Source organism: Lutibacter sp. (assembly GCF_041555395.1).
Classification (GTDB): Bacteria; Bacteroidota; Bacteroidia; order Flavobacteriales; family Flavobacteriaceae; genus Lutibacter.
In genome coordinates, this window is the sequence record NZ_JBFFKM010000001.1 from 90,903 (window position 1) to 112,797 (window position 21,895).

The following is a 21,895-nucleotide window of genomic DNA, read 5'->3' on the forward strand; positions in this document are numbered from 1 at the left end:
TTTCAACAGTTGAAATTCCGACTTTTATTTTAGTTGAAATGAGATTTTAAATCACGCTAAAAATCGAAATACCAATTGAAAACATCGGTTTTTAAACCGAAGGATATCCAAGTTGAATTTGATTTTAGAAAACCATTAGCCGGCGCTATCGGATCAAACTTTCGATAAATTAAACCGCCAAATAATTTTAAATTGGTAGCTGGATTAACCAAATAACCCAATTGAAAATCTCCTATAAAAACATTGGCAGTATTTCCCTGACCTATTTTATTTCCGTAATCCGAAACTCTGTTATCATTGTCTGCATAAACATCCCCGCCGTAACTTTTAGTATCTGTTACATCAGCGAAATCAAATCCTTTTTTTCCGATTACTATTTTTGTGTTTGCAAACCAGCGATTTTTAGTGTAATTCAAAATTCCGATGGCTTCCCTAAAATTGGCACCCCATAAATGCGCCAACGGTTCGTTGTTATGTCCGAAATTAAGATTTAATTCATCGTGGGAATAAGTATATGGACGTACCGCATTAAATTCGGCTTGTAAAAATAAATTTTCAATATGAAAAGCATTGTAATATTTTGCGCCAAACTGAAATCCGAATTTATTAGCCCACCATCCGTTGCTACTTGTCATTTCACCAACTCTAAAATCGTCCAACAGCAATTGGGAATATAAGGTAATCACTTTCATCTTATATTTTAAGCTTAATCCGAGCGTTGTATTACCCGCTCTTGAACCTGTCGCAAACTCCACAGCAGAATAAAAAATAAGCGGATTTATATAATTGATGTCGAAACCTCTGTTGTTCGCATCATCCCAAATAACGCTTTCAAACAATCCAATATTAAATTTTTTCGTAACATTCCAGTCCAAATAATGCATGGCCATATATTTTTGCTTGTAAGCGCCATCAACTGTCAATTCCGGTCTTACATCCTGCATCCACATAAAAAAATTGGTGTATTTTATTTTCCAAAAATTGGTTGAAATTTTAAAATAAGGATAAGGTGAAGCTACATCAGATAAAAATAAGGAACGATAACCATCACCAATAAAATTTTTGCCTCTTCCAAACTGAAAATTAAAATGTTTGCTTGGCGCATAGGAAATATAGGCTTCTGCTACAGGATAGTCGTAAGCATCTTCCTGAAATGGTTTCGCAATGCCACGTCCCGGAATAATGGCAGGATTTCCTCCGGCAGGTTTTATGGATTGTGCATAATCATTTACGTAAGATGCAAATCGGCCCTGACTTTCATAAAAACTTGTCGAAAAACTAAAATTCTTGCCAATTCCTCCATTTACCTGAATGGCGCGTGTATTGTTATACGTTTTTAGGCCTTCACTGTCTTTTCCTAGTTGTAAATCAACTAAAGGGTCTACGGTAAACCAAAAGTCTTTCCCTTGAACATATGCCATATGTTCATTGAACAATTTCCTGCCGAACCAAGTTGATTTTGGTGTGATTAATTTGTTTTTCAAGGCATCCAAATCAACATATTCACGTACTTCATTATATAAATAAGGTTTTACCGCGGTGTGGGAATTGCTGGCATTATTTAAATAGGCATCGTATGCGTTGTAAGTTGCGTGTGTGAAAGGAATATTCAGTTCACTTTTGTGTTCGGGAAATAAAGTGGTTTTGGGCTCATCAAAAGTTAATTCTTCATGAGGTATTGCAAATTCTGCAACAACTTCTTTTTTGGTAATTACCTCTTCTTCATTATCTTGCAAAGGAATTTTTAAAGGAAGTACAAACTGCATTTCAATAGCATGATTGTTATATTTTGCAGGCGTTATTTTTGGCAGCGTATCAAAAACGCGTTCAATTTCTTCTTTCAATTCCTTGTAAGGGGAATTCACATAGATGACTTTAAAATTTCCCGAAGCATCCACTAAAAAAATAATATTGGTGGTTGCTTTAAAATTATCCCTTTTTAAGTTTTCAGGAACTTTAAATTCCGATATCACTGCAGTTTTAATATGATTTCTGAAGCAAGTCGCCAATTCAGAAATGTCAACATCATCACATTCTTTAAAAACCGGGTACTTTTCTATTTGAGAAAATACTGAAATGGATGAAAAAAGCAGTAGAAAACTTAAAAATATCTTGTTCATTGTAAATTATTTCGAGATTTTTATAACTTTATTGTTTAGTAATTGGTACATCTCGCCACTTTCAACACAAGTTGCGAATCCAATTTTATCAAAATTTAACCGATGTCCATATTCACTGATCCAGCCAATTTGTTTTGAAGGGTTTCCAACAACCAAGGCGAAAGGCAATACGGGTTTTGTAACAACCGCACCGGCACCAATTAAAGCGTGTTCACCAATTTCATTGCCACAAATAATGGTGGCATTTGCACCAATGCTCGCGCCTTTTTTTACCAAGGTTTCCTGATATTCATCTTTTCGTACTATAGCGCTTCTCGGATTTATGACATTCGTAAATACCATACTCGGCCCCAAAAAAACATCATCCTCGCAAATAACGCCTGAATAAATGGAAACATTGTTTTGGACTTTTACATTATTCCCTAAAACTACATTTGGTGAAACAACAACATTCTGACCAATATTGCAATTTTCACCAATTTTTGAATTGGGCATAATATGACTGAAATGCCAAATTTTAGTTCCTTCTCCAATTTCACAACCTTCATCAATGACGGCTGTTTCATGTGCGAAATAATTTCCCATTTTAATATTCTTCATTGTTTTTCCCTCCATCTGCAATTGTTTTTGCCGCTGACGTCCCAATGCGTGTAACACCCATTTTTACCATTTTTACCGCATCTTCATAATTTCTTACACCTCCGGCAGCTTTTGCCTGCAAAGGTTTTGAATTTTCAACAATAAGTTCCATCGCTTCAAAAGTTGCCCCGTTTGGTTTGCCTTCTTCAGTTTTAAAAAAACCTGTAGATGATTTCACAAATACGTTTTGCGCATTTTCCATACCAAAATTATCAAGTACCACATCACGAATCAATTGTGACAAACCCACAATTTCATCATTTGTTAACGCAGCAATTTCAATAATCCACTTAACAACTTTATGGTTATCCAGACCCAATTTTGTTCCCTTAAAAACTTCAGATTTAATCAAATTTATTTTTCCTTCTTTAAACGCCTGATAATTTACCACATAATCCAATTCATCTGCGCCATCATCAATCACTTGTTGCGCTTCTGTCAATTTTTGGGCGGTTTCAAAAGTTCCTTCATGAAATCCGATCACAGTACCAATTAAAGTTTCTGATTTTGCTTCTTTCACCATTTTATGAGCCATCGCAACAAATTTTGGACGAATCATGGCAAGCTTAAAATTATTTTCGATGGCCTCAGTCACAAGTTCTTTTACTTTATTTTCAGTTTCACTTTCAGAAATACCTGCTTGTTGCGCTGTTTTTAAATACGTTGAATCTAAATATTGATTGATGTTCATTTTTTTATTTTATTTTACGAAAATACTAATTTACTTAATAACTCAGCCCTTATGTTAATCATTACTTACAAAAAATCCCGCAATTGCGGGATTTTAGAACCAACACTAAATTTATTCTACCTTAAATACAATTGGCAGTCCATATTTTACGCCAACGGGTCTTCCACGCTGCCTTCCAGGAGTCATTTTTGGAAGTAAATTAATAACCCTAATGGCTTCGTCCTGTAATTTTTTATGAGGAGCCCTTGCGTTTATATCGGTAATATTGCCGTTTTTGTCAATTTTAAATATTACAAATATTTTTTGAATACTTCCATGCGTTAAACCTAATTCAGAGGCCAGTCCTATATTAAATTTTTTCGCAACAAATTTCGCAATTTGATCAGAAAAACAGGCTCTCAGTTCAGCATTATTCCCTGCACACCCAGGAAAAATAGGGACATCTTCAATCACTACAAATGCAACATCTTCAACCACTTCCTCTTCTTCTACAACTTCAATAATTTGTTTATTCATAGTTATAGTTACGGCATCAAATTCATTGCTTTCGGTAGATTCTATAACGGTTTCTTTGATGTCAACATCATCCTCCACCTTTAATATTTTTTCAGGAAGTGCCACTTTTGTTTCTGGTGGTGCTTCTACCTCTATCTGTTTAACTTCAATCAAGTTTTCAATATTTTCAACATTTAATAAAGGACCTCTCATTTCTTTAACTTCTCTTGGGTACGATTTCATGGTTAAAAACTCATAGACTAGGAATAGCGACAATACTAAACCCAATTGAATTAACATTTTACTGTAATTTTCAAGTGATGCATTTGGATATTTTTTGACTTGCATGGGAACGTTGTTATAGTGAGACTAGAACAATTATTTAAAACTGTTGTTTTAACAGTATAATTTATAATGCAAGAAATTTAACACAAGAAATCTTTATAGCAGCAATATCTTGCAAGGTATTTATCATATTAAAGTTACATCTTTTTTAACTTATAAACAATGTTTTAGGCATAAAAAGTTAGTCCAAAAACAGAAGAAAAATGCCCAAAAAAATATGGGCGTTCCCGCTGAAAAAGCGGGCGTGTTTTCCGCCCAATCTGTCATTGCTTCGTTTCTCGCGATGACAGGATTTTCGCTGCAATCACTAACGCAAGTTGAACGAATAATTAGAAATGACGATATATTCCCATTAAAATTGCAACCAATTCAATAATCAATCTTTAAAAAGAACTGTAACCCAATTTTGTTTCTGAAAACTAAATTTTCTCTCTTTCAAACTTTGTTTACTTTTGTATCATGATAATTACAGACACACATACCCATTTATACAGTGAACAATTTGATGATGACAGAAGTGACATGATTCAGCGTTCCTTGGATGCTGGCGTTTCCCGTTTTTTTATTCCTGCAATTGATTCAACTTATTTCAATTCAATGTTAGCTCTGGAAAAATCTTATCCGGAAAATATTTTTTTGATGATGGGTCTGCATCCAACACATGTAAAAGAAAATTTTGAAGATGAATTGACTTTTGTAAAACATTGGCTGGATAAACGAAATTTTTATGCCGTTGGTGAAATTGGCATTGATTTGTATTGGGACAAAACACTATTAAAGCAACAACAAATTGCTTTTAAAACCCAGATTGCATGGGCCAAAGAAAAAAATATGCCCATTATAATCCATTGCCGAGATGCTTTTGATGAAATTTTCGAGATCTTGGAAGAAGTGAAAGACGATCAGCTTTTTGGTATTTTTCATTGCTTTACCGGCAATTTTGAACAGGCGAAAAAAGCCATTTCCTATAATATGAAATTGGGTATTGGCGGCGTGGTAACCTTTAAAAATGGAAAAATAGACCAGTTTTTACATGAAATCCCCCTAGAGCATATTGTTTTGGAAACAGACGCTCCTTATTTGGCACCAACACCCTTCAGGGGAAAAAGAAATGAAAGCAGTTATATTACAAAAGTTTTGGATAAATTGGCCGAAATTTATAAATTGACTCCGCAAGAAATTGCGAAAATAACCACTCAAAACTCAAAAAACGTTTTTGGAATCTAATCAAACTACCTATTATAAAACACCCCTTGGAACAGCAAAAATTATGGGTGATAAAAACGGCATCAGTGCGGTTACCGTAATTGATAACTCGTTCGAAACTTCATCAGAAATCCCTGAAAGTTTAAAAGATTGTGTGCAGCAATTGTCCGAATATTTTAATGGTACGCGCAAAGAATTTAATTTAAAACTGAATCCGCAAGGAACAGAATTTCAAAAACGTGTTTGGAATGAATTGTTGTTGGTTCCTTATGGAAAAACGAGAACTTATTCAGAACAATCAAAAAAGTTGGGCAATATAAAAGCCATTAGGGCTGTAGCTTCTGCAAATGGCAAAAATCCCATTTGGATTATTATTCCCTGTCATCGAATAATTGGAACCGATGGTTCGTTAACAGGCTATGCTGGTGGAATATGGCGTAAAAAATGGTTATTGGAGCACGAAAATCCATCAAACCAACAGTCCTTATTTTAAAATATAAAAAAACTCCATAATTATTTTAACTATGGAGTTTTTTTACAACTATTATTTTTCAGCTTACATTTTCATCAACCATTTTTTAACGTCAACCTCTTCTTTAATGATGTCGCGAAGTTCCGAAATTTTCACGCGATTTTGCGCCATCGTATCTCGGTAACGAATGGTAACGGTGTCGTTTGTTAAGGTTTCATGGTCAACGGTAATGCAAAATGGCGTTCCAACCGCATCCTGTCTTCTGTATCTTCTGCCCACTGCATCCTTTTCATCATAATCCACATTAAAATCCCATTTTAAATCCTCCATAATTTTACGCGCAATCTCTGGCAAACCATCTTTTTTTACCAGTGGTAAAATAGCCGCTTTTGTTGGTGCTAAAACTGCCGGAAGTCTCAAAACGGTTCGTGTGGTTCCGTTTTCCAGTTCTTCTTCCTGCAAAGATTGTGAGAATACTGCCAAAAACATACGGTCTAATCCAATAGAAGTTTCTACTACATAAGGAATATAATGTTCATTTATTTCTGGGTCAAAATACTGTAATTTTCTACCTGAAAACTTTTCATGACTTGCTAAATCAAAATCGGTCCGAGAATGAATCCCTTCTAATTCTTTAAATCCGAAAGGAAATTTAAACTCTATATCAGCTGCAGCATCCGCATAATGCGCTAATTTATCGTGGTCGTGAAAACGGTAATTCTCCGCTCCCAATCCCAAGGATAAATGCCATTTTAATCGCGTTTGTTTCCATTCTTCATACCACTCCTTTTGAGTGCCCGGACGCACAAAATATTGCATTTCCATTTGTTCAAATTCTCGCATTCGGAAAATAAACTGACGCGCCACTATTTCATTTCTAAATGCTTTTCCTGTTTGTGCAATTCCGAATGGAATTTTCATTCTGCCCGATTTTTGCACGTTAGAAAAATTCACAAAAATTCCTTGAGCGGTTTCCGGACGTAAATATAAGTCCATCGAAGTATCAGCAGAAGCGCCTATTTTTGTTCCAAACATTAAGTTGAACTGCTTTACCTCTGTCCAATTTCTTGAGCCAGTTAATGGGCATGCTATTTCCAATTCTTCTATAAGGGCTTTTACATCAGCTAAATTTTCATCACCCAACGATCTTCCCATTCGTTTTAAAATGGTTTCCCCTTTTTCTTTATAGCCTAAAACTCTTGGGTTGGTTGCCAAAAATTGTTCTTTATCAAAAGAATCTCCAAAACGCTTTGCCGCTTTTCCAACCTCTTTTTCAATTTTATCATCTAATTTCGCAACGTAATCTTCAATTAAAACATCGGCTCTGTATCTTTTTTTAGAATCCTTATTGTCAATTAAAGGATCATTAAAAGCATCGACATGGCCAGAGGCTTTCCAAGTGGTTGGGTGCATAAAAATTGCAGCATCCAATCCAACAATGTTTTCATGCATCTGTACCATGGCCTTCCACCAATATTCCCTTATATTTTTCTTTAATTCTACACCGTTTTGAGCATAATCGTAAACTGCGCTCAAACCATCATAAATTTCACTGGATTGAAATACAAAACCATATTCCTTTGCGTGTGAAACTACTTTTTTAAATTGATCATCTTGATTTGCCATGTTGCAAAAATAGTAAAGCTTTTAGTACTAAAAAACAAAAAAGTGGAAATAGCTTAAACTATTTCCACTCATTAAATATTAAATAATATTAATTTGGAGTTGCTTTTTTACTTCAATGTAATTTTAGTTGCTCCAACAAATTTGTTATCAATATAAATATTAACGGTATAAACCCCAGTTTTCATGATATCCCTATTAACCTCAACCAATGAAATTACATCAATAGCCTCATTTAAATAATTCACCATTGAAAGGTCGCTGTAACTTGCCATAGTGTTGTCAAAAAGCATAAACTCCCCTTTTGGCGACACAGTTGTTCCATTGGCGTCAACTATTTGGATGTAAATCTGATGATCACCTTGTTCAGCAATTTCATTTTTAACAATTGTAAGATTAATTCTTAAGGCATCTGTATTACTCGCTCTTGAAGTTTCCACCAATTTCCCATTATTCCGCTCCTTCATCGCAATAACTTTCGCAGTGCTTACTTTTAGTTCAGATCCAATTGCTACTTTTTGGGCCAACGTTAAATTTTGCACTGTTAACGTATCGTTTTTAGCTATTTGTCTTGTAATTTTAACATTGGCACTGTCTAAATTGGTTGTTAAAAGTTGATTGGAACTTGTTAAGGACTCATTCAATAAAAATAATTTTTTGTTAGACGCCTCCAATTTAGATATTTCACCTTTATAACGACGCAACATACTGTAATTGACAACTTTCAAATCTTTAATAGAATCTCTTAAAGCGATAATTCTGTCTCTTTCAACAGTCAATTCACCAGATATTGATGTTTTTTCAGCAATAGCATCTTCATATCTTACGATCATGCTGTCTAAATTTTGCTCTATTTCAAGTTTTTCGACTTCAATAGCGTCAGTTAACTTTTTATGTTCTGAGTTGGTATAAAAAGTGTACGCCAAAACGCCCAATAACAAAACCGCTAACGATATGATTATCAGTTTGTTGTTTGATTTTTTATTTTCTTCCATTTTTTTAAATATTAAATTATTCTAATGAAACGCCAAATTAAGAAATAAATTACACGTAAATCTCTTTTTTTGAATCGATTAGTGATTAGGACACCCAAAAATGCTAATAAACAAATTGATTTCTCCTTCTTTTTTATACAACTTAATTTTATTTAAATTAAAAATGTACTTTTAAAAAAAGTTCTTGCTATGAAAATTTTAAAAGACATGTTTGCTGTTTTTTTTCCTGAAGTTTGTTTGTGCTGCAAGGAATATTTGGGAACCAATGAGTCTGTTATTTGTTTAACCTGCCGACATGATTTACCAATAACAAATTTTAGTTTTGAAGAAAATAATTTAATTGAAAAATCATTTTACGGAAGGATTCCTCTCGAAAAGGCAACTTCATTATTCTATTTCTTCAAAAAAGGAAACGTGCAGCATTTAATTCACGAACTTAAATACAACAAACAACAGCAGGTTGGAACCTTAATTGGAGATTGGCTAGGTGAACAACTTATTGAAAGCAATAGATTTAAAACTGTAGATTGTATAATACCCGTGCCTCTTCACCCCAAAAAACTTAAAAAACGAGGATACAATCAAGTAACCACTTTTGGAGAAAGTCTGGCTAAAAATCTGGAAATCCCCTATTATGAGGATATTTTGATCAGGGTTTCTTCAACAAATACACAAACTAAAAAAATGCGTTTTGATCGTTGGAAAAATGTACAGGAATTATTTCATGTCCAAAATAATTTTACCTTAGAAAACAAACATATTTTATTAATTGACGATGTAATTACTACAGGAGCAACTCTTGAGGCTTGTTACGATGCACTTAATAAGACGAAAAATTTAAAAATAAGTATCGCTTGCATGGCTTACACAAAATAAAATAGTTAATATTATACGACTGCCCATTTTAATGCGTTTTTCTAATAAAATAATTGTTATTTTGTATTTTCAATAATATAATATGAGGAATTCTTTAGTTAAGTTTTTATTACTCTTAATGATTACAGGTGTGTTTTTTGATTGCGCCAGAAGAGGCACCCCAACCGGCGGGGCAAAAGACACCATTCCGCCAGTCTTAGTTAAAGCCATTCCTGCAGTTGAATCCATCAATTTTAAGGAAGAAAGAATAAAATTATATTTTGATGAATATATTAAACTAAAAGATGCCAAAAAGAATTTGGTAATTTCTCCTCCCCAAAAAACAGATCCAATTATCACGCCGGTTGGTACAGCCAGCAAATTCATCTCCATAAAAATTCTCGATACTTTAGATCCAAATACTACCTACTCTTTTAATTTCGGAAACAGCATTGTTGACAATAATGAAGAAAATGAATTGGGAAACTTTAAATATGTCTTTTCAACAGGAACTTATATAGACTCTTTAAGTGTTGTTGGTGAAGTAACTGACCCTTTAATAAAAAAAACAGTCAAAGGTCTTGATGTTATGCTTTATGAATATAACGCTTCCTTTACAGATTCCGTTATTTATAAACAAAAACCAAGATATATTGCCAATACTTTAGACAGTACGCTGTTTGAAATAACCAATTTACGTGCCGGCAAATATTTATTGATTGCGCTAAAAGATGCCAATAGCAATAAAATTTACAATCCGGAAATTGATAAAATTGGCTTTATAAAAGATTCCATAACATTGCCAACAGACAAAAAATATAATTTTACGATTTTTAAAGAAATCCCTGAATTAAAAGTCTTTAGGCCAAAAGAAGTTAAAAAAGGGCATCTAATATTTGGATTTGAAGGCAATGCGAAAGATTTGAATATTGAACTTTTGTCAGAAAAAACAGCCGATTTTAGAGCCGAAACTGTTTTTGAAAAAAACAAAGACACCATTAATTATTGGTATACGCCTTTTGAAGCGGACTCTTTAAACTTCTTGGTTTCAAAAGATAATTATTCTGAAGCGTTTTCTGTCAAAATTAGAAGTTCAACTATAGATTCCTTGAAAGTTTCCAATAGCGCATCGGGAGTTTTACATTTAATAGATACTTTTTCAATTGCCACGAATACACCCATTATAAATTTTGACAGATCAAAGATTAAAATAACGGATAAAGACTCAACAGTTATTGATTTTAGAGAAACATTGTCAAAATCTAAAACGAAATTATATCTGGATTTTGAAAAAAAATACAGTACGGAATACCATTTTGAGTTATTGCCTAAAACAATTACAGATATTTTTGGAATGTCAAACGATTCATTGTCTTTTAAATTAAAAACAAAAACACCTGAAGATTACGGCATAATTACCATTGATTTGGTCAGTGCAAAAAACACGTCTTTTATTGTGGAATTGTTAAGCGATAAAAACGTTTTAATAAGAGTCGTAAAAATAGACAAGCCTCAAAAAGTAAGCTTTAATTTACTATCTCCAGGAAATTATGGGATTAGGATTACCATAGATGAAAATAATAATGGCATTTGGGACACTGGAAGCTTTTTAAACAGGAGACAACCTGAGGTTATTAAATATTTTGACAAAATAATTGAATTAAGGGCGAACTGGGACGTGAATGAAACGTTTAATCTGGATTAAATTTATTTAATATTACGATTACTGAAGTTTTTATTACATTTGAAACAACTAATATTTTATTTTTTTGAATAAATTTATAAAAATAACAACCACTATACTTCTTTTGATTGCTTCTTTAAACTTGAATGCCCAAAGTGAAAAGAGTCATGAAATTGGTATTATTTCCGGTTCGGCATCTTTTACAACCGACTACGGTGCACGAAATAATTTCAAGGCCAATGTTGGTGGAAATGTTGGAATGGGTATTGGTATTGTCTATTATTTAAATTTTACCGATTATCGATATCGTTGGAACCAACGTACAGGCTATTTTGCAGAACATTTTCGTGTTCGTGCAGAATTATCTTATATGTCGGCTAAACTAGATCACTTTGGAAAATATGCAGAAAGTAGGGAAACACAATGGGCAGAACGCTTAAGAGCACATCATGGTAAAACATATTTGGTAAATTTAGGCGCACAAATGGAGTTTCATTGGGTTGACATTGTTGATTTCGGCTCCAGAAGAATTCCCGATTTACATTGGTCACCATACATAAGCGCCGGAGCTTTTGTTGATTTTTATGATCCTTCTATTTCTTCAGAACTGGGAGATTGGAGAGACCCAGAAGTTTTATACCCAAAATGGGATAATAATATATATCCAGATGGTTCCCCAGATGCTGCCAGAGACACTCCTGGAGTTACCATGTCAGCAACGTTTGGAATTGGTACACGCTATAAGTTTGGCGAATACTCAGATTTATTAATAGAATCTCGCTGGCAGTATTTCTTTTCTAACTATGTTGATGGCTTGAACGCCAAGGCAGATCCAGCCAATAACATTCGAGATCCAAACAATAAATTTAATGACTGGCTATTATGGGTACATATTGGTTATGTTTATTACCTAAATTAAACGCAACGCATGGTCTAAATCGGCCAATAAATCATCTATATCTTCAATTCCAACACTTAAACGTATCAAAGAATCTACAACACCTGTTTTTTCGCGTTCAGCTTTTGGGATGGATGCGTGCGTCATACTTGCCGGATGGCCCGATAAAGATTCAACGCCGCCCAATGATTCGGCCAAAGTGAATAATTTTAAGTTTTCCAATATTTTAAAAGCATCTTTAATGTTGTTTCCTTTGGTTACAAAAGAAACCATTCCTCCAAAATCCTTCATTTGTTTTTTGGCAATCTCGTGGTTTGGATGACTTGTAAATCCTGGCCAATATACTTTTACAATTTTTGGATGATTTGCCAAATATTCAGCAACCGCTTTTCCATTTTCACAATGGCGTTGCATACGCACGTGTAAGGTCTTTATACCTCTCAACACCAAAAAACTATCCATTGGTCCGCAAACGGCACCACAAGAGTTTTGAATAAAATACAATTTATCGGCAAGTTCTTTATCGTTCACAACTAAAGCACCCATCACCACATCTGAATGTCCGCCTAAATATTTTGTAGCAGAATGCATCACAATATCGGCACCTAAATCCAAAGGATTTTGCAAATAAGGTGTTGCAAAAGTATTATCTACCGCCAATAAAATTTTATGTTTTTTGGCGACTTTTGAAACAGCTACAATATCAATGATATTCATCATTGGATTGGTTGGCGTTTCAACCCAAATCAATTTTGTTTTTTCAGAAATATATTGTTCAATATTCCCTGCATTTTCCATTCCTATGAAATGAAATTTAATACCATAATTCTCAAATATTTTTGTGAATATTCTATAAGAGCCTCCATATAAATCGTTGGTAGAAATCACCTCATCTCCTGGACTCAATAACTTCATCACGCAATCAATGGCCGCCAATCCCGAACCAAATGCAAGTCCGAATTTCCCGTTCTCAATACTGGCAAACGCATTTTCCACCGCCGTGCGCGTTGGATTTGCTGATCTTGAATATTCGTAGCCTTTATGAACTCCCGGAGAAGTTTGCGCGTAGGTAGAAGTTTGATATATTGGTGGCATTACCGCTCCGGTTGAAGGATCGTGCTGCTGATTTCCGTGTATGGTTTTTGTGTTAAATTTCATCTATTTAAGTTTAATTTTATTATTCCGTTATGATTCCCATAATACTGTTCAGGTTCCTGACCAAGCATCACCATAACCTCATTTCATGTTACAAAAGTATGCAATTTCAGCATACTTCAAGCTAAAGCAACTTATTGCTTGGTTAATTTTTTAATTAAACCGCCTACAGTTAACCCCTGACCAATAATTGAAAAAACAACGATGATATACGTAATTGTTAAAATTAACGATTTGTAAACTTAAGACGTATAAAATTTATGCTTAAATTTGAAATAGAACAAACAGACAAACATTCAACAAACGATTTGCTATAACCGAAAAATCTCCGATTTTTAAGTAGCACAAATCATATACAAAACCATTAACAGCAAGGCAAAAAAATGAAACGACACAGATAAAATGACTTTATGATTGCACTGATAATTATAATATTTGTTTTAGGTTATGCTGCAATCGCATTAGAACATTCTATAAAAATAAATAAGGCAGCTACTGCTTTAGTGACAGGTGTTCTTTGCTGGACAGTTTATATTCTTTTTTCTCCTGACAAACATATTGTGTCAGATGAACTCACCCATCATTTAGGTGAATTTTCTGGCATTTTGTTTTTTCTGATTGGCGCAATGACAATTGTTGAACTTATTGACTTACATGACGGGTTTGACATCATTACCAAACGAATTAGCCAGACAGACATTCGAAAACTGCTCTGGATTATTGCTTTTATCACTTTTTTCCTTTCTGCCATTTTAGACAACCTTACGTCCACCATTGTAATTATTTCACTTCTACGAAAATTAATTCAAAACCAAAAAGACAGATTATTTTTTGCAGGTATTGTGGTGGTTGCTGCAAATGCAGGCGGCGCATGGTCGCCTATTGGTGATGTCACAACAACAATGCTCTGGATTGGCGGACAAATTACAGCTGTTAATATAATTGCCAAATTAATCCTTCCGAGTTTAATTTGTATTGCTGTACCCTTAATTTTTCTTTCATTTAAGCTAAAAGGAAAAATTGAACGTCCTGTAATTGATATTAACGATAAACCAATCTCTGGAAAGCAGCAATCAATTGTTTTCTTTTCCGGAGTTATAATTCTTGTTTTAGTTCCTGTTTTTAAAACTCTAACCCATCTTCCCCCATATATGGGTATACTTATCGGTCTTGGAATACTTTGGATAATTACTGAAATAATACACGGGAAAAAAGACGAAGAAGATAAAAATAATTTATCGGTTGTGAGTGCACTTCGCAAGATTGATACACCGAGCATTTTATTTTTCCTTGGTATCTTGATGAGTATTTCAGCACTTCAATCAATAGGCATATTAAATCAACTTTCACTCTGGTTGACAGTAACATTTCATAATGACAATATGGTTATAATTTTAATCGGTTTGCTTTCATCAATTGTAGATAATGTTCCTTTAGTTGCAGCAGTACAAGGCATGTACGACCTAAACCAATACCCAACAGACCATTACTTTTGGGAGTTCCTTGCTTATTGCGCAGGAACAGGTGGGAGTGTTTTAATTATTGGTTCAGCAGCAGGTGTCGCAGCAATGGGTATGGAGAAAATCAATTTCTTTTGGTATCTTAGAAAAATCAGTTTTCTTGCATTACTCGGATACTTAGCAGGAGCTATCACTTACATTTTACAACATCAAATACTCGGACTATGACAGAGTACGACAAGATTACCCAGCCGCTAAAAACATGTAGCTTCAATTGCCGAGACAGCGCGAGATTTAGCGTTTCTGCATTTAATAAATCAAAAAAACCAAGCAAATTGCTTGGTTTTTTTTGTAGTGTGATCCAAAATTAAACTGGAGACTTCCGGCTTATGAACTCAGTGCTAAAATAAGCAAGGTAAAAGCTATGATTATAACCTTTAAACCAATTGAGGTTGGCAATTTTAAAAACCGTGCGTTCAAATAGCCAAATAAAGAGCTAAAACTATTAATACGAATATTGCAACAAATAAGCTCATCTTAAATAAATTTCATCAATTGAAGAATGATTCCAAGGTGAATTCCTTCATGATACGTATTAAACATGATTGCGTCTTCAATAGAATTTAAAGTAATGTTAACACTTGTTGTGTATTCATTATAATTTTTAAAGATTCCTTTATCGTAATCTTCTTTCAAATTCAAAGGCAGTTGTAAAAATTGTTCTTTTATCATTTCAAATTCTTCTTTAGAAACAGTATAATTTGGCGCTGTCCCTTTTTGAAAATCAGCAATCATTTCTTCGGATACCAGACAATTTAAACCTGATAATTTGTAACATAAAAGCTGTTGGGTAACTGCTAAATGAGCGATATTCCAGGCAATATTATTTTTAAATCCCATGGGGATTTTATTTAATTGATCGGTTGTAAGATTTTCAATAAGTTTTAAAACTAATTGTCTGGTTTTTAAAAGTGTCTCAAGTTGTTTTTGCATTTTAGTTGATTTTTATTAAAAGTATTCAAATTTAAAACAAAAACACATTAATTTTACTCAAATACCAATTTTTGAAAATATGAAAAAAATATATTACTTAAAAACTTGTGATACTTGCAGAAGAGTTTTAAAAGAAATGGACACTTCCGACTTCATTTTACAGGAAATTAAAATGGAACCAATCACCGTAAAGCAGTTGGATGAGTTGTTTTCGCTTACAAAAAGCTACGAGGTGTTATTTAGTCGAATGGCTAAAAAATACAAACAAATGGGCTTAAAAAGTCAACAATTGACCGAAAATGACTACCGACAATTCATATTGGACGAATATACCTTCTTAAAACGACCAGTTATTATTATCGGAAGTGAAGTTTATGTTGGGAATACTAAAAAAAGAGTGACATAAATTAATTATTGCGCAATTTATAAGCTTCTGAAATGCATTAATCATATTAATGACATGAGAGCAGAATAAGGTAACAATAGAGGCACAATAATCTCATCTAAAATATAAATTTGTTTCTAATTCAAACAACTTTATATTTATGAAAAAACACATATTATTATTGATTACTTTGGCAATCGCAACAAGTGCAAATGCACAATTCTATGTTTCAGGAAGTAGTGGTTATTCCGTAGGGAGTGCCGGCATGAAATTAGGAACAGAAATTACAACAACAACTGGAGAAATTAATTCTTATGGTAGTTACGGTGAAGGTGTAAACTTTCAATTTAAGGGGGGATATTTTTTTAATAATACTTTTGGTCTTGAACTAGGACTTGGATATGTACATGGAACAGACCAAACTATAACAAAAATAAATTCACCTTCTCAAGAGGTTGAAGCAATTGCTAGAGCCAGAGCGTTAGGATTTACTACTTCTTTAGTTTACAACTTTACTGATAATTTATATGGTCGTTTTGGAGCTTTAATAAAAGTTGGTGGCAAAACTGAAGCTTTGGTTTATAGTAAAACGGCAAACGGAGACGGCACATTTGCTGAGACAAATTATACTGAAGATTATCACGGTCAATTGCCATTAGGATTTGTAGGTGCATTTGGATTCAAACACAATATTGGCAGCAATCTTGATTTATTTGTGGAAGCTGAATATATGGGTGTTAGTGTAAAAAGAAAAGATTCTGAAATTCAAAAATTCAACACTGATATAATATTAGCAGATGGAACAGTTGCTGTTGCAGGATTTTATTCTTTAGATAATTTACCTCCTGGATATGTTATAAAATCAAATTATGAAGATGAAGTTTCACTCCAAAATACCGATCCTTCAGTGAAATTATCTCAAAAAGTTCCTTATTCTTCATTTGGATTAAACTTTGGGATCACTTATACTTTTTCAAAAAAAGAAGCTAAATAAATAAGTAGTCACCATTAAACTTATTTATACTGAAAAACCCGTTTAAAATTAAATTTTAAACGGGTTTTTTTTATTCTTTGACTTTTTATACCCATTGAATGTTTAAATGTTGTATTAAAAATTTGAATTATTTTTAGTTCAGTTTAGAAATAAAATTTAAACATAGCCTAAGATACGGTTCCATTTTATGACAACAAATGAGCTAAAAAGAAACGAATTTTATGCGACATTTGAAGGTTTAATTGGTATTAGTTACCAGAAATCCTATTGTCTGAATTTTCAATAATTTTATTGAAATCACTTTCCAATATATTCGTTTTTAATCCGAGAACCACAAAATCATTGTCGCTTTTAATTTTTAACACAATTTCCCTGATTGCATTTTTATGCTGTAAAAAGTATAGTTGAACTTTATCGCCATGCTGATTTATGCTGAAAATTGTTTCATATTTTCTTTGCTTAATAAATCGCTCAAACTTTCTGTCTAAGGAAGTTGACGCATCAGAAAAGATCATCACTTTATAATGTTTTACTTTTTTAAACAATGCTTTATATTCCCCAACATCCTCTTTTGGTATAAATAAATTCGCAATTAATGCCGGCGAACTTATTGAAAACTCACATTCCTCTTTATTTTCTTCATAAAAAGAATTAAAAGATGATTTCGACGCACAAGAAGCTAATAATAATGCAGTTACTAAAATTAAGAGACTATTTTTCATAAAAAAGGTATTTAATTAATGACGATTAAATACCTTTTTTGTAACATTTTATGACATTTTAATTTTATTCATTTGAATTGTTTTCTTGACTGGGCTCTCCATTAGAAAAATAAAATGTTCATCAAACAATTCAATTATTGTTTTCAGTCAACATGCCGTGTGTTTTTAAATAAGATTCTACGCGTAAAGAAGCGTTTTCCCTGATGTCTTCCCAAAATAAATTAATGTCGCCTGCGTGATATCTCTTTTTGCCCAAAACCAACAGTCTATATGGAAAATGCGGCAAGCTAATCCACAATAAACCATCTTTTACATAAACTTGTAATGCCTGGGTATATAATTTATCGTCGGTAAATAAAAATCCCTTGTGGTCTGAGCGATCAGATTCATTGCTCTTGTCCCAATCAACAGGATTTGAGACTTCTTTTCCTTTAAACCATTTATCATAAGTTTTCGGATAATAATTCTTTTTGAAGGTATTCCAACTTACAAAACCACCGGTTTGAGTTGGATCAGTCATCAATTTTAAATAATCAAACTCATTTTTTTTAATGGCAATCCCTGGAATATAAGCTGCAACAAGCTGATTTTGTAATGGTTTCCCGTCAAAAAATTCTTTTAAAAGTTGAACCGCGTGAGTGGTTCCCTGACTATGTGATGCAATAATTATTGGTCGGCCATTATTGTACTTAATCAAATAGGTTTTAAAAGCTTCTTTAACATCGCTGTAGGCTAAATTTAAGGCTTCTTTTCCACCTTTTTCATACTGTGTATAAGATCTTAAATGTGCTTGCCGGTAATAAGGAACATACAATTTCCCGGCGTTCAAAAATGCAGATGCCTGAAAATAAACAGCTTTTTCAATCACCTTAACATTTTGAATGGAGTCAGCTACCGGCACATTCCATCTTAAATCCTTTTTTTCGATATTTAAGGTCGGATAAATATAGAAGATATCTGCCTCTAAAGCTGTTGTGGTTGTTTGCCAGCGTTTTAAATTTTCGGGATAAGAATCGGGTAAAACCGCCCAAGTTGAAGCATTCTCATAATTTGGAGATACAGGCGGCCGCTGAGATGTAAAAGATGGAATCACAGCACTTTTACAGCTGCTTAAAACAACAAACGCTAAAAAAAGCAATGTTATTTTAATGCCAGTCAGGCGCCTTTTAACAAGCCTGTTATTTTTTATATAACATAGGATTTGTATCTGCATCATTATACATTTTCATTTGTTTATATACTTTAACGTATTTTTCTCCCGTGGCAAAATCATGCAATAAATCATCAATTGCCGTAGATAAATCAACTCTTTGTTCCAATAAAACGTTCAATTTCTTCTGACATTTCGCTCTATGTTCATCGGAAGCCGTTTTACGTGTGGCTTCTTCTTTCATGTGGTAAATTTTTAATGCTAAAATAGAGAGTCGGTCAATTGCCCATGCTGGCGTTTCAGAATTAATTTTAGCGCCTTCTTTAACCTTTACATTTTTGAATTTATCCAAAAAATAACTGTCTACATACTCAACCATATCGGTTCTATCCTGATTTGATGCATCAATTTTTCGTTTTAAAACCAACGCCTCAACCGGGTCAATATTAGGCAAACGAATAATATCTTCATAATGCCATTGAACGGTATCTATCCAGTTTTTTCTGTACAATAAATGTTCAAAAGATTTGGAGTCAAACGGATTTTCAAATACTTGGTCAACATCATCAATCACATGATATTTTTTTATTACTTCATCAAAAAGTTTGTTGTATTGGGCTGCTTTCATCATTGTTTTTTTAAAATGTGTAAATATTCAACTGTTGAAGTTGCTTTGTGGTTTCTGCTTTCTGTTTTATCGGCTTTAAAACGCTGATAATTGGTTGTTTTTAGGCTGTAATGCCCATAGGTGGCCATAATGTTCTTTACTTCATTTTCATTCATTAAACCTTCGTTATTGTAGCTTAAAAATATATACTTAAAATTAGCATTTTTAATCAATTCCTCGAAAGAATTTTTAGCTTCGTTTTTTTTGCAATAATCGGAACGATAATAGGCCCGCAGACCTGTTTTTCCCTGAGGCTCAAACAAATCATATTTTGCTATGGTGTTTAATAAATGATAATTTGACCCATATTGCCGCTCATTGTAAGGCGGATCTAAATATAAAATATCTCCTTTTATTTTTTTGATTAATGTATTGCTTTCTGCATTAAAAACCAGATGTTTATTGCTGTTTATCGTAAATAACGCAGGTTTTAAAATCATTTCTTTTTGGGCCGATTTTTTTATATTTTTTAAATAAGCCCCATATACCGAAGCTGTATTTGCCACTTTATCGGCACTTTCAATCAAGGACGCCAATAAAAAATAATAGTCGTCTTCCGTAATTTCATCAGTGTTTTTCCATATTTCAATTTGCTGCCTTATCGCATCAATTTTTTTTCCATTTTCTGCGGAAAAATACAATCGTCCTTCATTGCCGTTTTCACTGTAATTTTGAAATATAAACCCTTCCGATTCCTTTAAGTCATTTAAGAAACTGAGATGTTCTTTATACATCAAAGATTGGTGATTTCCAATATAATTTCTATTTAAAACGTAGCTATAAAATTCAATATCATTGGCTATAACCTGTTTTACAAGCGGTTTAAAAGTTCGTCCGACACTTCCGGTTCCCGCAAACAAATCACAAAATACCAGATTCGACAAATCCTTCCCAACTGTGTCAATGATGGCATCTTTTAAAAAAGAGGATAGCTTATGTTTTGACCCGATATAATTCACAGTTTAAATTTATGATGTATAATTTACGATTTTTTGAATAAGCAATGAGCAGATTTTAATTTTAGATTTTAAACTTATGATTTTCTATTTAAATTTTCACAACGCAATAATTAAACGTTTAAACGATTACGCAATTTTACTTTATTGCCCAAATAACATCCACTTTTATTGTTTTATCTTCTATAGAAAAACTGTGAAGTTTTGTCTGGTCAAAATTAAGCAAATAAACTGAGATTAGTTCTTTGAGCCAATGAATTTCCTGTTTTAATTTCCAGTGTTCGCTTTCATTTTGATAATTTACCAAAACAATAAAAGGCCGATTTTATGATGTTTTCTTTTTTGCTGACTTTGATTTTCATACAACCATTCGACAAGTTCTTTTTTGTCCAATATTGCATGAGCAACTGATTTATTTAAATCTTTTTAGAAAACAGTAGTTTTATGGTCGAAGGAAATATTTCAGATATAAAAATCGGTGAATTTGTTGAAAGAATCAATAGGAGATTTTACGTTTTCGTGTTCGCAAAAAACACTTTCAACGCCTTTTGCCGAACAAAAATAATCGGGTATTGTTCATTTTTTAAGTTCATCTTCCCGCGTTTTTTAATCCATAGGAATTATAAAAATTTACGCTCAATTAAATTGATTAATCGTTGTTCAAATTCATCTTTGGCACTCCAGTCATAATCTGGTTTTACAAACTCAAAAATGAAATTTTTGGCCTCGTCTTCCGTTTTAAAAGAGTTTAGCTGTGAAATTACCCTGTTAAAATCCTGCTGACTTCCATCGAACAATTGGTTCACAAAAGCGATGCGGTCATTTAAGCCAACCTGAATGTTATTTTTAAATAAAGCATCGTTTAAAGAACGCTGTTTATTCTCTTGTTTTTCTGTTATTATTTCTTCAATTACTGGATTTTCCTTTGTTGCTCTTTCAAACAGATTGGTTGCAATATCTGCAGAAATAGCATCTTTAAATTCATCTTCCAAAGAGACTTGAAGCGAATAACTTTTTTTTTCGGTCTCTTTTACTATGGTGTCTCCCTCGTTAAATAGTTCTTCTACTTTAGCTTCCAAAAAGGCCTCCTTTTCTACTTCTTCTTCGCTGATTTCAACAGCCACCGAACTTTCAAATTTAATTTCTTCAACCCAGGAATTTTGAATGCTGTCCAAAGTTTCTTCCTCGGTTTGGGATATGCTTGGTGTTTTTTCAATATAATCTTCCACAAATCGCAATACCGTCAATTTTTCAAAAATATCTCGTGCTTTTTTATGCAATGCATTTACATCATCCATGTTTTTCATTAGCAAAATGCTGTTTGCCAGACTAACCAGTTCGGCTTCTAATTTTTTGTGCATAAGTTGACGTTTTAAATGAGTATTGGTGT

Annotated in this window: 21 protein-coding genes; 8 read left to right on the forward strand and 13 right to left on the reverse strand. The window is 33.2% G+C overall.

All coding sequences use genetic code 11. The features are described 5' to 3' along the window. Positions 1-56 precede the first annotated feature (56 nt). The 4 genes from ABY285_RS00485 to ABY285_RS00500 form a co-directional block, all read right to left on the reverse strand. Complete coding sequence (locus ABY285_RS00485) at positions 57-2,120, reverse strand: gliding motility protein RemB (RefSeq protein ID WP_372765882.1); 2,064 nt, start codon at positions 2,118-2,120, stop codon at positions 57-59. A gap of 6 nt (positions 2,121-2,126) precedes the next feature. Next, complete coding sequence (locus ABY285_RS00490) at positions 2,127-2,705, reverse strand: DapH/DapD/GlmU-related protein (RefSeq protein ID WP_372765972.1); 579 nt, start codon at positions 2,703-2,705, stop codon at positions 2,127-2,129. Between the two features lies 1 nt (position 2,706). Further along, the gene (gene deoC, locus ABY285_RS00495; RefSeq protein WP_372765884.1) at positions 2,707-3,450 is read right to left on the reverse strand and encodes a deoxyribose-phosphate aldolase; all 744 of its coding nucleotides are present in this window, start codon (positions 3,448-3,450) and stop codon (positions 2,707-2,709) included. 111 nt (positions 3,451-3,561) lie between these two features. Continuing rightward, positions 3,562-4,293: an energy transducer TonB gene (locus ABY285_RS00500; protein WP_372765886.1), complete on the reverse strand. Its 732-nt coding sequence runs from the start codon at positions 4,291-4,293 to the stop codon at positions 3,562-3,564. A 456-nt stretch (positions 4,294-4,749) separates the two neighbouring features. On the opposite strand from ABY285_RS00500, the gene ABY285_RS00505 reads away from it, so the two are divergent. Further along, entirely contained in the window at positions 4,750-5,517 is a 768-nt protein-coding gene (locus ABY285_RS00505; protein ID WP_372765888.1) for a TatD family hydrolase, read from the forward strand. Then, on the forward strand, positions 5,507-5,989 hold the full coding sequence (locus ABY285_RS00510) for a methylated-DNA--[protein]-cysteine S-methyltransferase (RefSeq protein WP_372765890.1): 483 nt from the start codon (positions 5,507-5,509) through the stop codon (positions 5,987-5,989). The genes ABY285_RS00505 and ABY285_RS00510 overlap by 11 nt, the downstream gene beginning before the upstream one ends. A gap of 63 nt (positions 5,990-6,052) precedes the next feature. Here the strand turns inward: ABY285_RS00510 and ABY285_RS00515 are convergent, their stop codons facing one another. Both ABY285_RS00515 and ABY285_RS00520 read right to left on the reverse strand, forming a co-directional pair. Continuing rightward, a complete protein-coding gene (locus ABY285_RS00515) occupies positions 6,053-7,594 on the reverse strand; it encodes a glycine--tRNA ligase (protein ID WP_372765892.1) in 1,542 nt (513 codons plus the stop codon). A gap of 107 nt (positions 7,595-7,701) precedes the next feature. Further along, a complete protein-coding gene (locus ABY285_RS00520; protein WP_372765894.1) occupies positions 7,702-8,586 on the reverse strand; it encodes a hypothetical protein in 885 nt (294 codons plus the stop codon). 189 nt (positions 8,587-8,775) lie between these two features. Here ABY285_RS00520 and ABY285_RS00525 point away from each other — a divergent pair, with 189 nt between their 5' ends. The 3 genes from ABY285_RS00525 (at position 8,776) to ABY285_RS00535 (ending at position 12,044) form a co-directional block, all read left to right on the forward strand. Next, positions 8,776-9,462 (forward strand): ComF family protein, encoded by a 687-nt coding sequence (locus ABY285_RS00525; protein ID WP_372765896.1) that lies wholly within the window; start codon positions 8,776-8,778, stop codon positions 9,460-9,462. Positions 9,463-9,544: 82 nt separating this feature from the next. Beyond that, positions 9,545-11,146, forward strand: coding sequence for an Ig-like domain-containing protein (locus ABY285_RS00530; RefSeq protein ID WP_372765898.1), 1,602 nt, complete (start codon positions 9,545-9,547; stop codon positions 11,144-11,146). 64 nt (positions 11,147-11,210) lie between these two features. Continuing rightward, a complete protein-coding gene (locus tag ABY285_RS00535; RefSeq protein ID WP_372765900.1) occupies positions 11,211-12,044 on the forward strand; it encodes a glutamate dehydrogenase in 834 nt (277 codons plus the stop codon). Here the strand turns inward: ABY285_RS00535 and ABY285_RS00540 are convergent. Beyond that, positions 12,036-13,181, reverse strand: a complete 1,146-nt coding sequence (locus tag ABY285_RS00540; protein WP_372765902.1) for a cystathionine gamma-synthase — start codon at positions 13,179-13,181, stop codon at positions 12,036-12,038. The genes ABY285_RS00535 and ABY285_RS00540 overlap by 9 nt on opposite strands. Positions 13,182-13,588: 407 nt before the next feature. Here ABY285_RS00540 and nhaD point away from each other — a divergent pair, with 407 nt between their 5' ends. Beyond that, positions 13,589-14,866 carry a sodium:proton antiporter NhaD gene (gene nhaD / locus ABY285_RS00545; RefSeq protein WP_372765904.1) on the forward strand — a complete coding sequence of 426 codons (1,278 nt, stop codon included), beginning with the start codon at positions 13,589-13,591 and terminating at the stop codon, positions 14,864-14,866. A 309-nt stretch (positions 14,867-15,175) separates the two neighbouring features. Here nhaD and ABY285_RS00550 read toward each other — a convergent pair whose 3' ends face one another. After that, positions 15,176-15,631 carry a DinB family protein gene (locus ABY285_RS00550; protein ID WP_372765906.1) on the reverse strand — a complete coding sequence of 152 codons (456 nt, stop codon included), beginning with the start codon at positions 15,629-15,631 and terminating at the stop codon, positions 15,176-15,178. Between the two features lie 79 nt (positions 15,632-15,710). On the opposite strand from ABY285_RS00550, the gene ABY285_RS00555 reads away from it, so the two are divergent. After that, positions 15,711-16,037, forward strand: a complete 327-nt coding sequence (locus ABY285_RS00555) for an arsenate reductase family protein (RefSeq protein ID WP_372765908.1) — start codon at positions 15,711-15,713, stop codon at positions 16,035-16,037. Between the two features lie 139 nt (positions 16,038-16,176). After that, positions 16,177-17,010 carry an outer membrane beta-barrel protein gene (locus ABY285_RS00560; RefSeq protein WP_372765910.1) on the forward strand — a complete coding sequence of 278 codons (834 nt, stop codon included), beginning with the start codon at positions 16,177-16,179 and terminating at the stop codon, positions 17,008-17,010. A 248-nt stretch (positions 17,011-17,258) separates the two neighbouring features. Here the strand turns inward: ABY285_RS00560 and ABY285_RS00565 are convergent, their stop codons facing one another. The 5 genes from ABY285_RS00565 to ABY285_RS00585 form a co-directional block, all read right to left on the reverse strand. Beyond that, positions 17,259-17,732, reverse strand: a complete 474-nt coding sequence (locus tag ABY285_RS00565; protein WP_372765912.1) for a DUF4252 domain-containing protein — start codon at positions 17,730-17,732, stop codon at positions 17,259-17,261. Positions 17,733-17,862: 130 nt separating this feature from the next. Beyond that, the gene (locus tag ABY285_RS00570; RefSeq protein ID WP_372765914.1) at positions 17,863-18,870 is read right to left on the reverse strand and encodes a DUF3089 domain-containing protein; all 1,008 of its coding nucleotides are present in this window, start codon (positions 18,868-18,870) and stop codon (positions 17,863-17,865) included. A 40-nt stretch (positions 18,871-18,910) separates the two neighbouring features. Next, positions 18,911-19,510, reverse strand: a complete 600-nt coding sequence (locus tag ABY285_RS00575) for a DUF4254 domain-containing protein (protein ID WP_372765974.1) — start codon at positions 19,508-19,510, stop codon at positions 18,911-18,913. Continuing rightward, on the reverse strand, positions 19,510-20,508 hold the full coding sequence (locus tag ABY285_RS00580; RefSeq protein ID WP_372765916.1) for a DNA adenine methylase: 999 nt from the start codon (positions 20,506-20,508) through the stop codon (positions 19,510-19,512). Before ABY285_RS00580 ends, ABY285_RS00575 begins: the two co-directional genes overlap by 1 nt. Before the next feature lie 617 nt (positions 20,509-21,125). Continuing rightward, a complete protein-coding gene (locus ABY285_RS00585) occupies positions 21,126-21,866 on the reverse strand; it encodes a hypothetical protein (protein WP_372765918.1) in 741 nt (246 codons plus the stop codon). Positions 21,867-21,895 lie beyond the last annotated feature (29 nt).

Bases quoted from the DNA above. Each gene is read 5' to 3' on its own strand.
- ABY285_RS00525 (WP_372765896.1), top strand. From the start codon at position 8,776: ATGAAAATTTTAAAAGACATGTTTGCTGTTTTTTTTCCTGAAGTTTGT.
- ABY285_RS00485 (WP_372765882.1), bottom strand. From the start codon at position 2,120: ATGAACAAGATATTTTTAAGTTTTCTACTGCTTTTTTCATCCATTTCA.
- ABY285_RS00515 (WP_372765892.1), bottom strand. From the start codon at position 7,594: ATGGCAAATCAAGATGATCAATTTAAAAAAGTAGTTTCACACGCAAAG.
- ABY285_RS00505 (WP_372765888.1), top strand. From the start codon at position 4,750: ATGATAATTACAGACACACATACCCATTTATACAGTGAACAATTTGAT.
- ABY285_RS00490 (WP_372765972.1), bottom strand. From the start codon at position 2,705: ATGGGAAATTATTTCGCACATGAAACAGCCGTCATTGATGAAGGTTGT.
- ABY285_RS00575 (WP_372765974.1), bottom strand. From the start codon at position 19,510: ATGAAAGCAGCCCAATACAACAAACTTTTTGATGAAGTAATAAAAAAA.
- ABY285_RS00530 (WP_372765898.1), top strand. From the start codon at position 9,545: ATGAGGAATTCTTTAGTTAAGTTTTTATTACTCTTAATGATTACAGGT.
- ABY285_RS00565 (WP_372765912.1), bottom strand. From the start codon at position 17,732: ATGAAAAATAGTCTCTTAATTTTAGTAACTGCATTATTATTAGCTTCT.
- nhaD (WP_372765904.1), top strand. From the start codon at position 13,589: ATGATTGCACTGATAATTATAATATTTGTTTTAGGTTATGCTGCAATC.
- ABY285_RS00500 (WP_372765886.1), bottom strand. From the start codon at position 4,293: ATGCAAGTCAAAAAATATCCAAATGCATCACTTGAAAATTACAGTAAA.
- ABY285_RS00550 (WP_372765906.1), bottom strand. From the start codon at position 15,631: ATGCAAAAACAACTTGAGACACTTTTAAAAACCAGACAATTAGTTTTA.
- ABY285_RS00560 (WP_372765910.1), top strand. From the start codon at position 16,177: ATGAAAAAACACATATTATTATTGATTACTTTGGCAATCGCAACAAGT.
- ABY285_RS00585 (WP_372765918.1), bottom strand. From the start codon at position 21,866: ATGCACAAAAAATTAGAAGCCGAACTGGTTAGTCTGGCAAACAGCATT.
- ABY285_RS00555 (WP_372765908.1), top strand. From the start codon at position 15,711: ATGAAAAAAATATATTACTTAAAAACTTGTGATACTTGCAGAAGAGTT.
- deoC (WP_372765884.1), bottom strand. From the start codon at position 3,450: ATGAACATCAATCAATATTTAGATTCAACGTATTTAAAAACAGCGCAA.
- ABY285_RS00540 (WP_372765902.1), bottom strand. From the start codon at position 13,181: ATGAAATTTAACACAAAAACCATACACGGAAATCAGCAGCACGATCCT.
- ABY285_RS00520 (WP_372765894.1), bottom strand. From the start codon at position 8,586: ATGGAAGAAAATAAAAAATCAAACAACAAACTGATAATCATATCGTTA.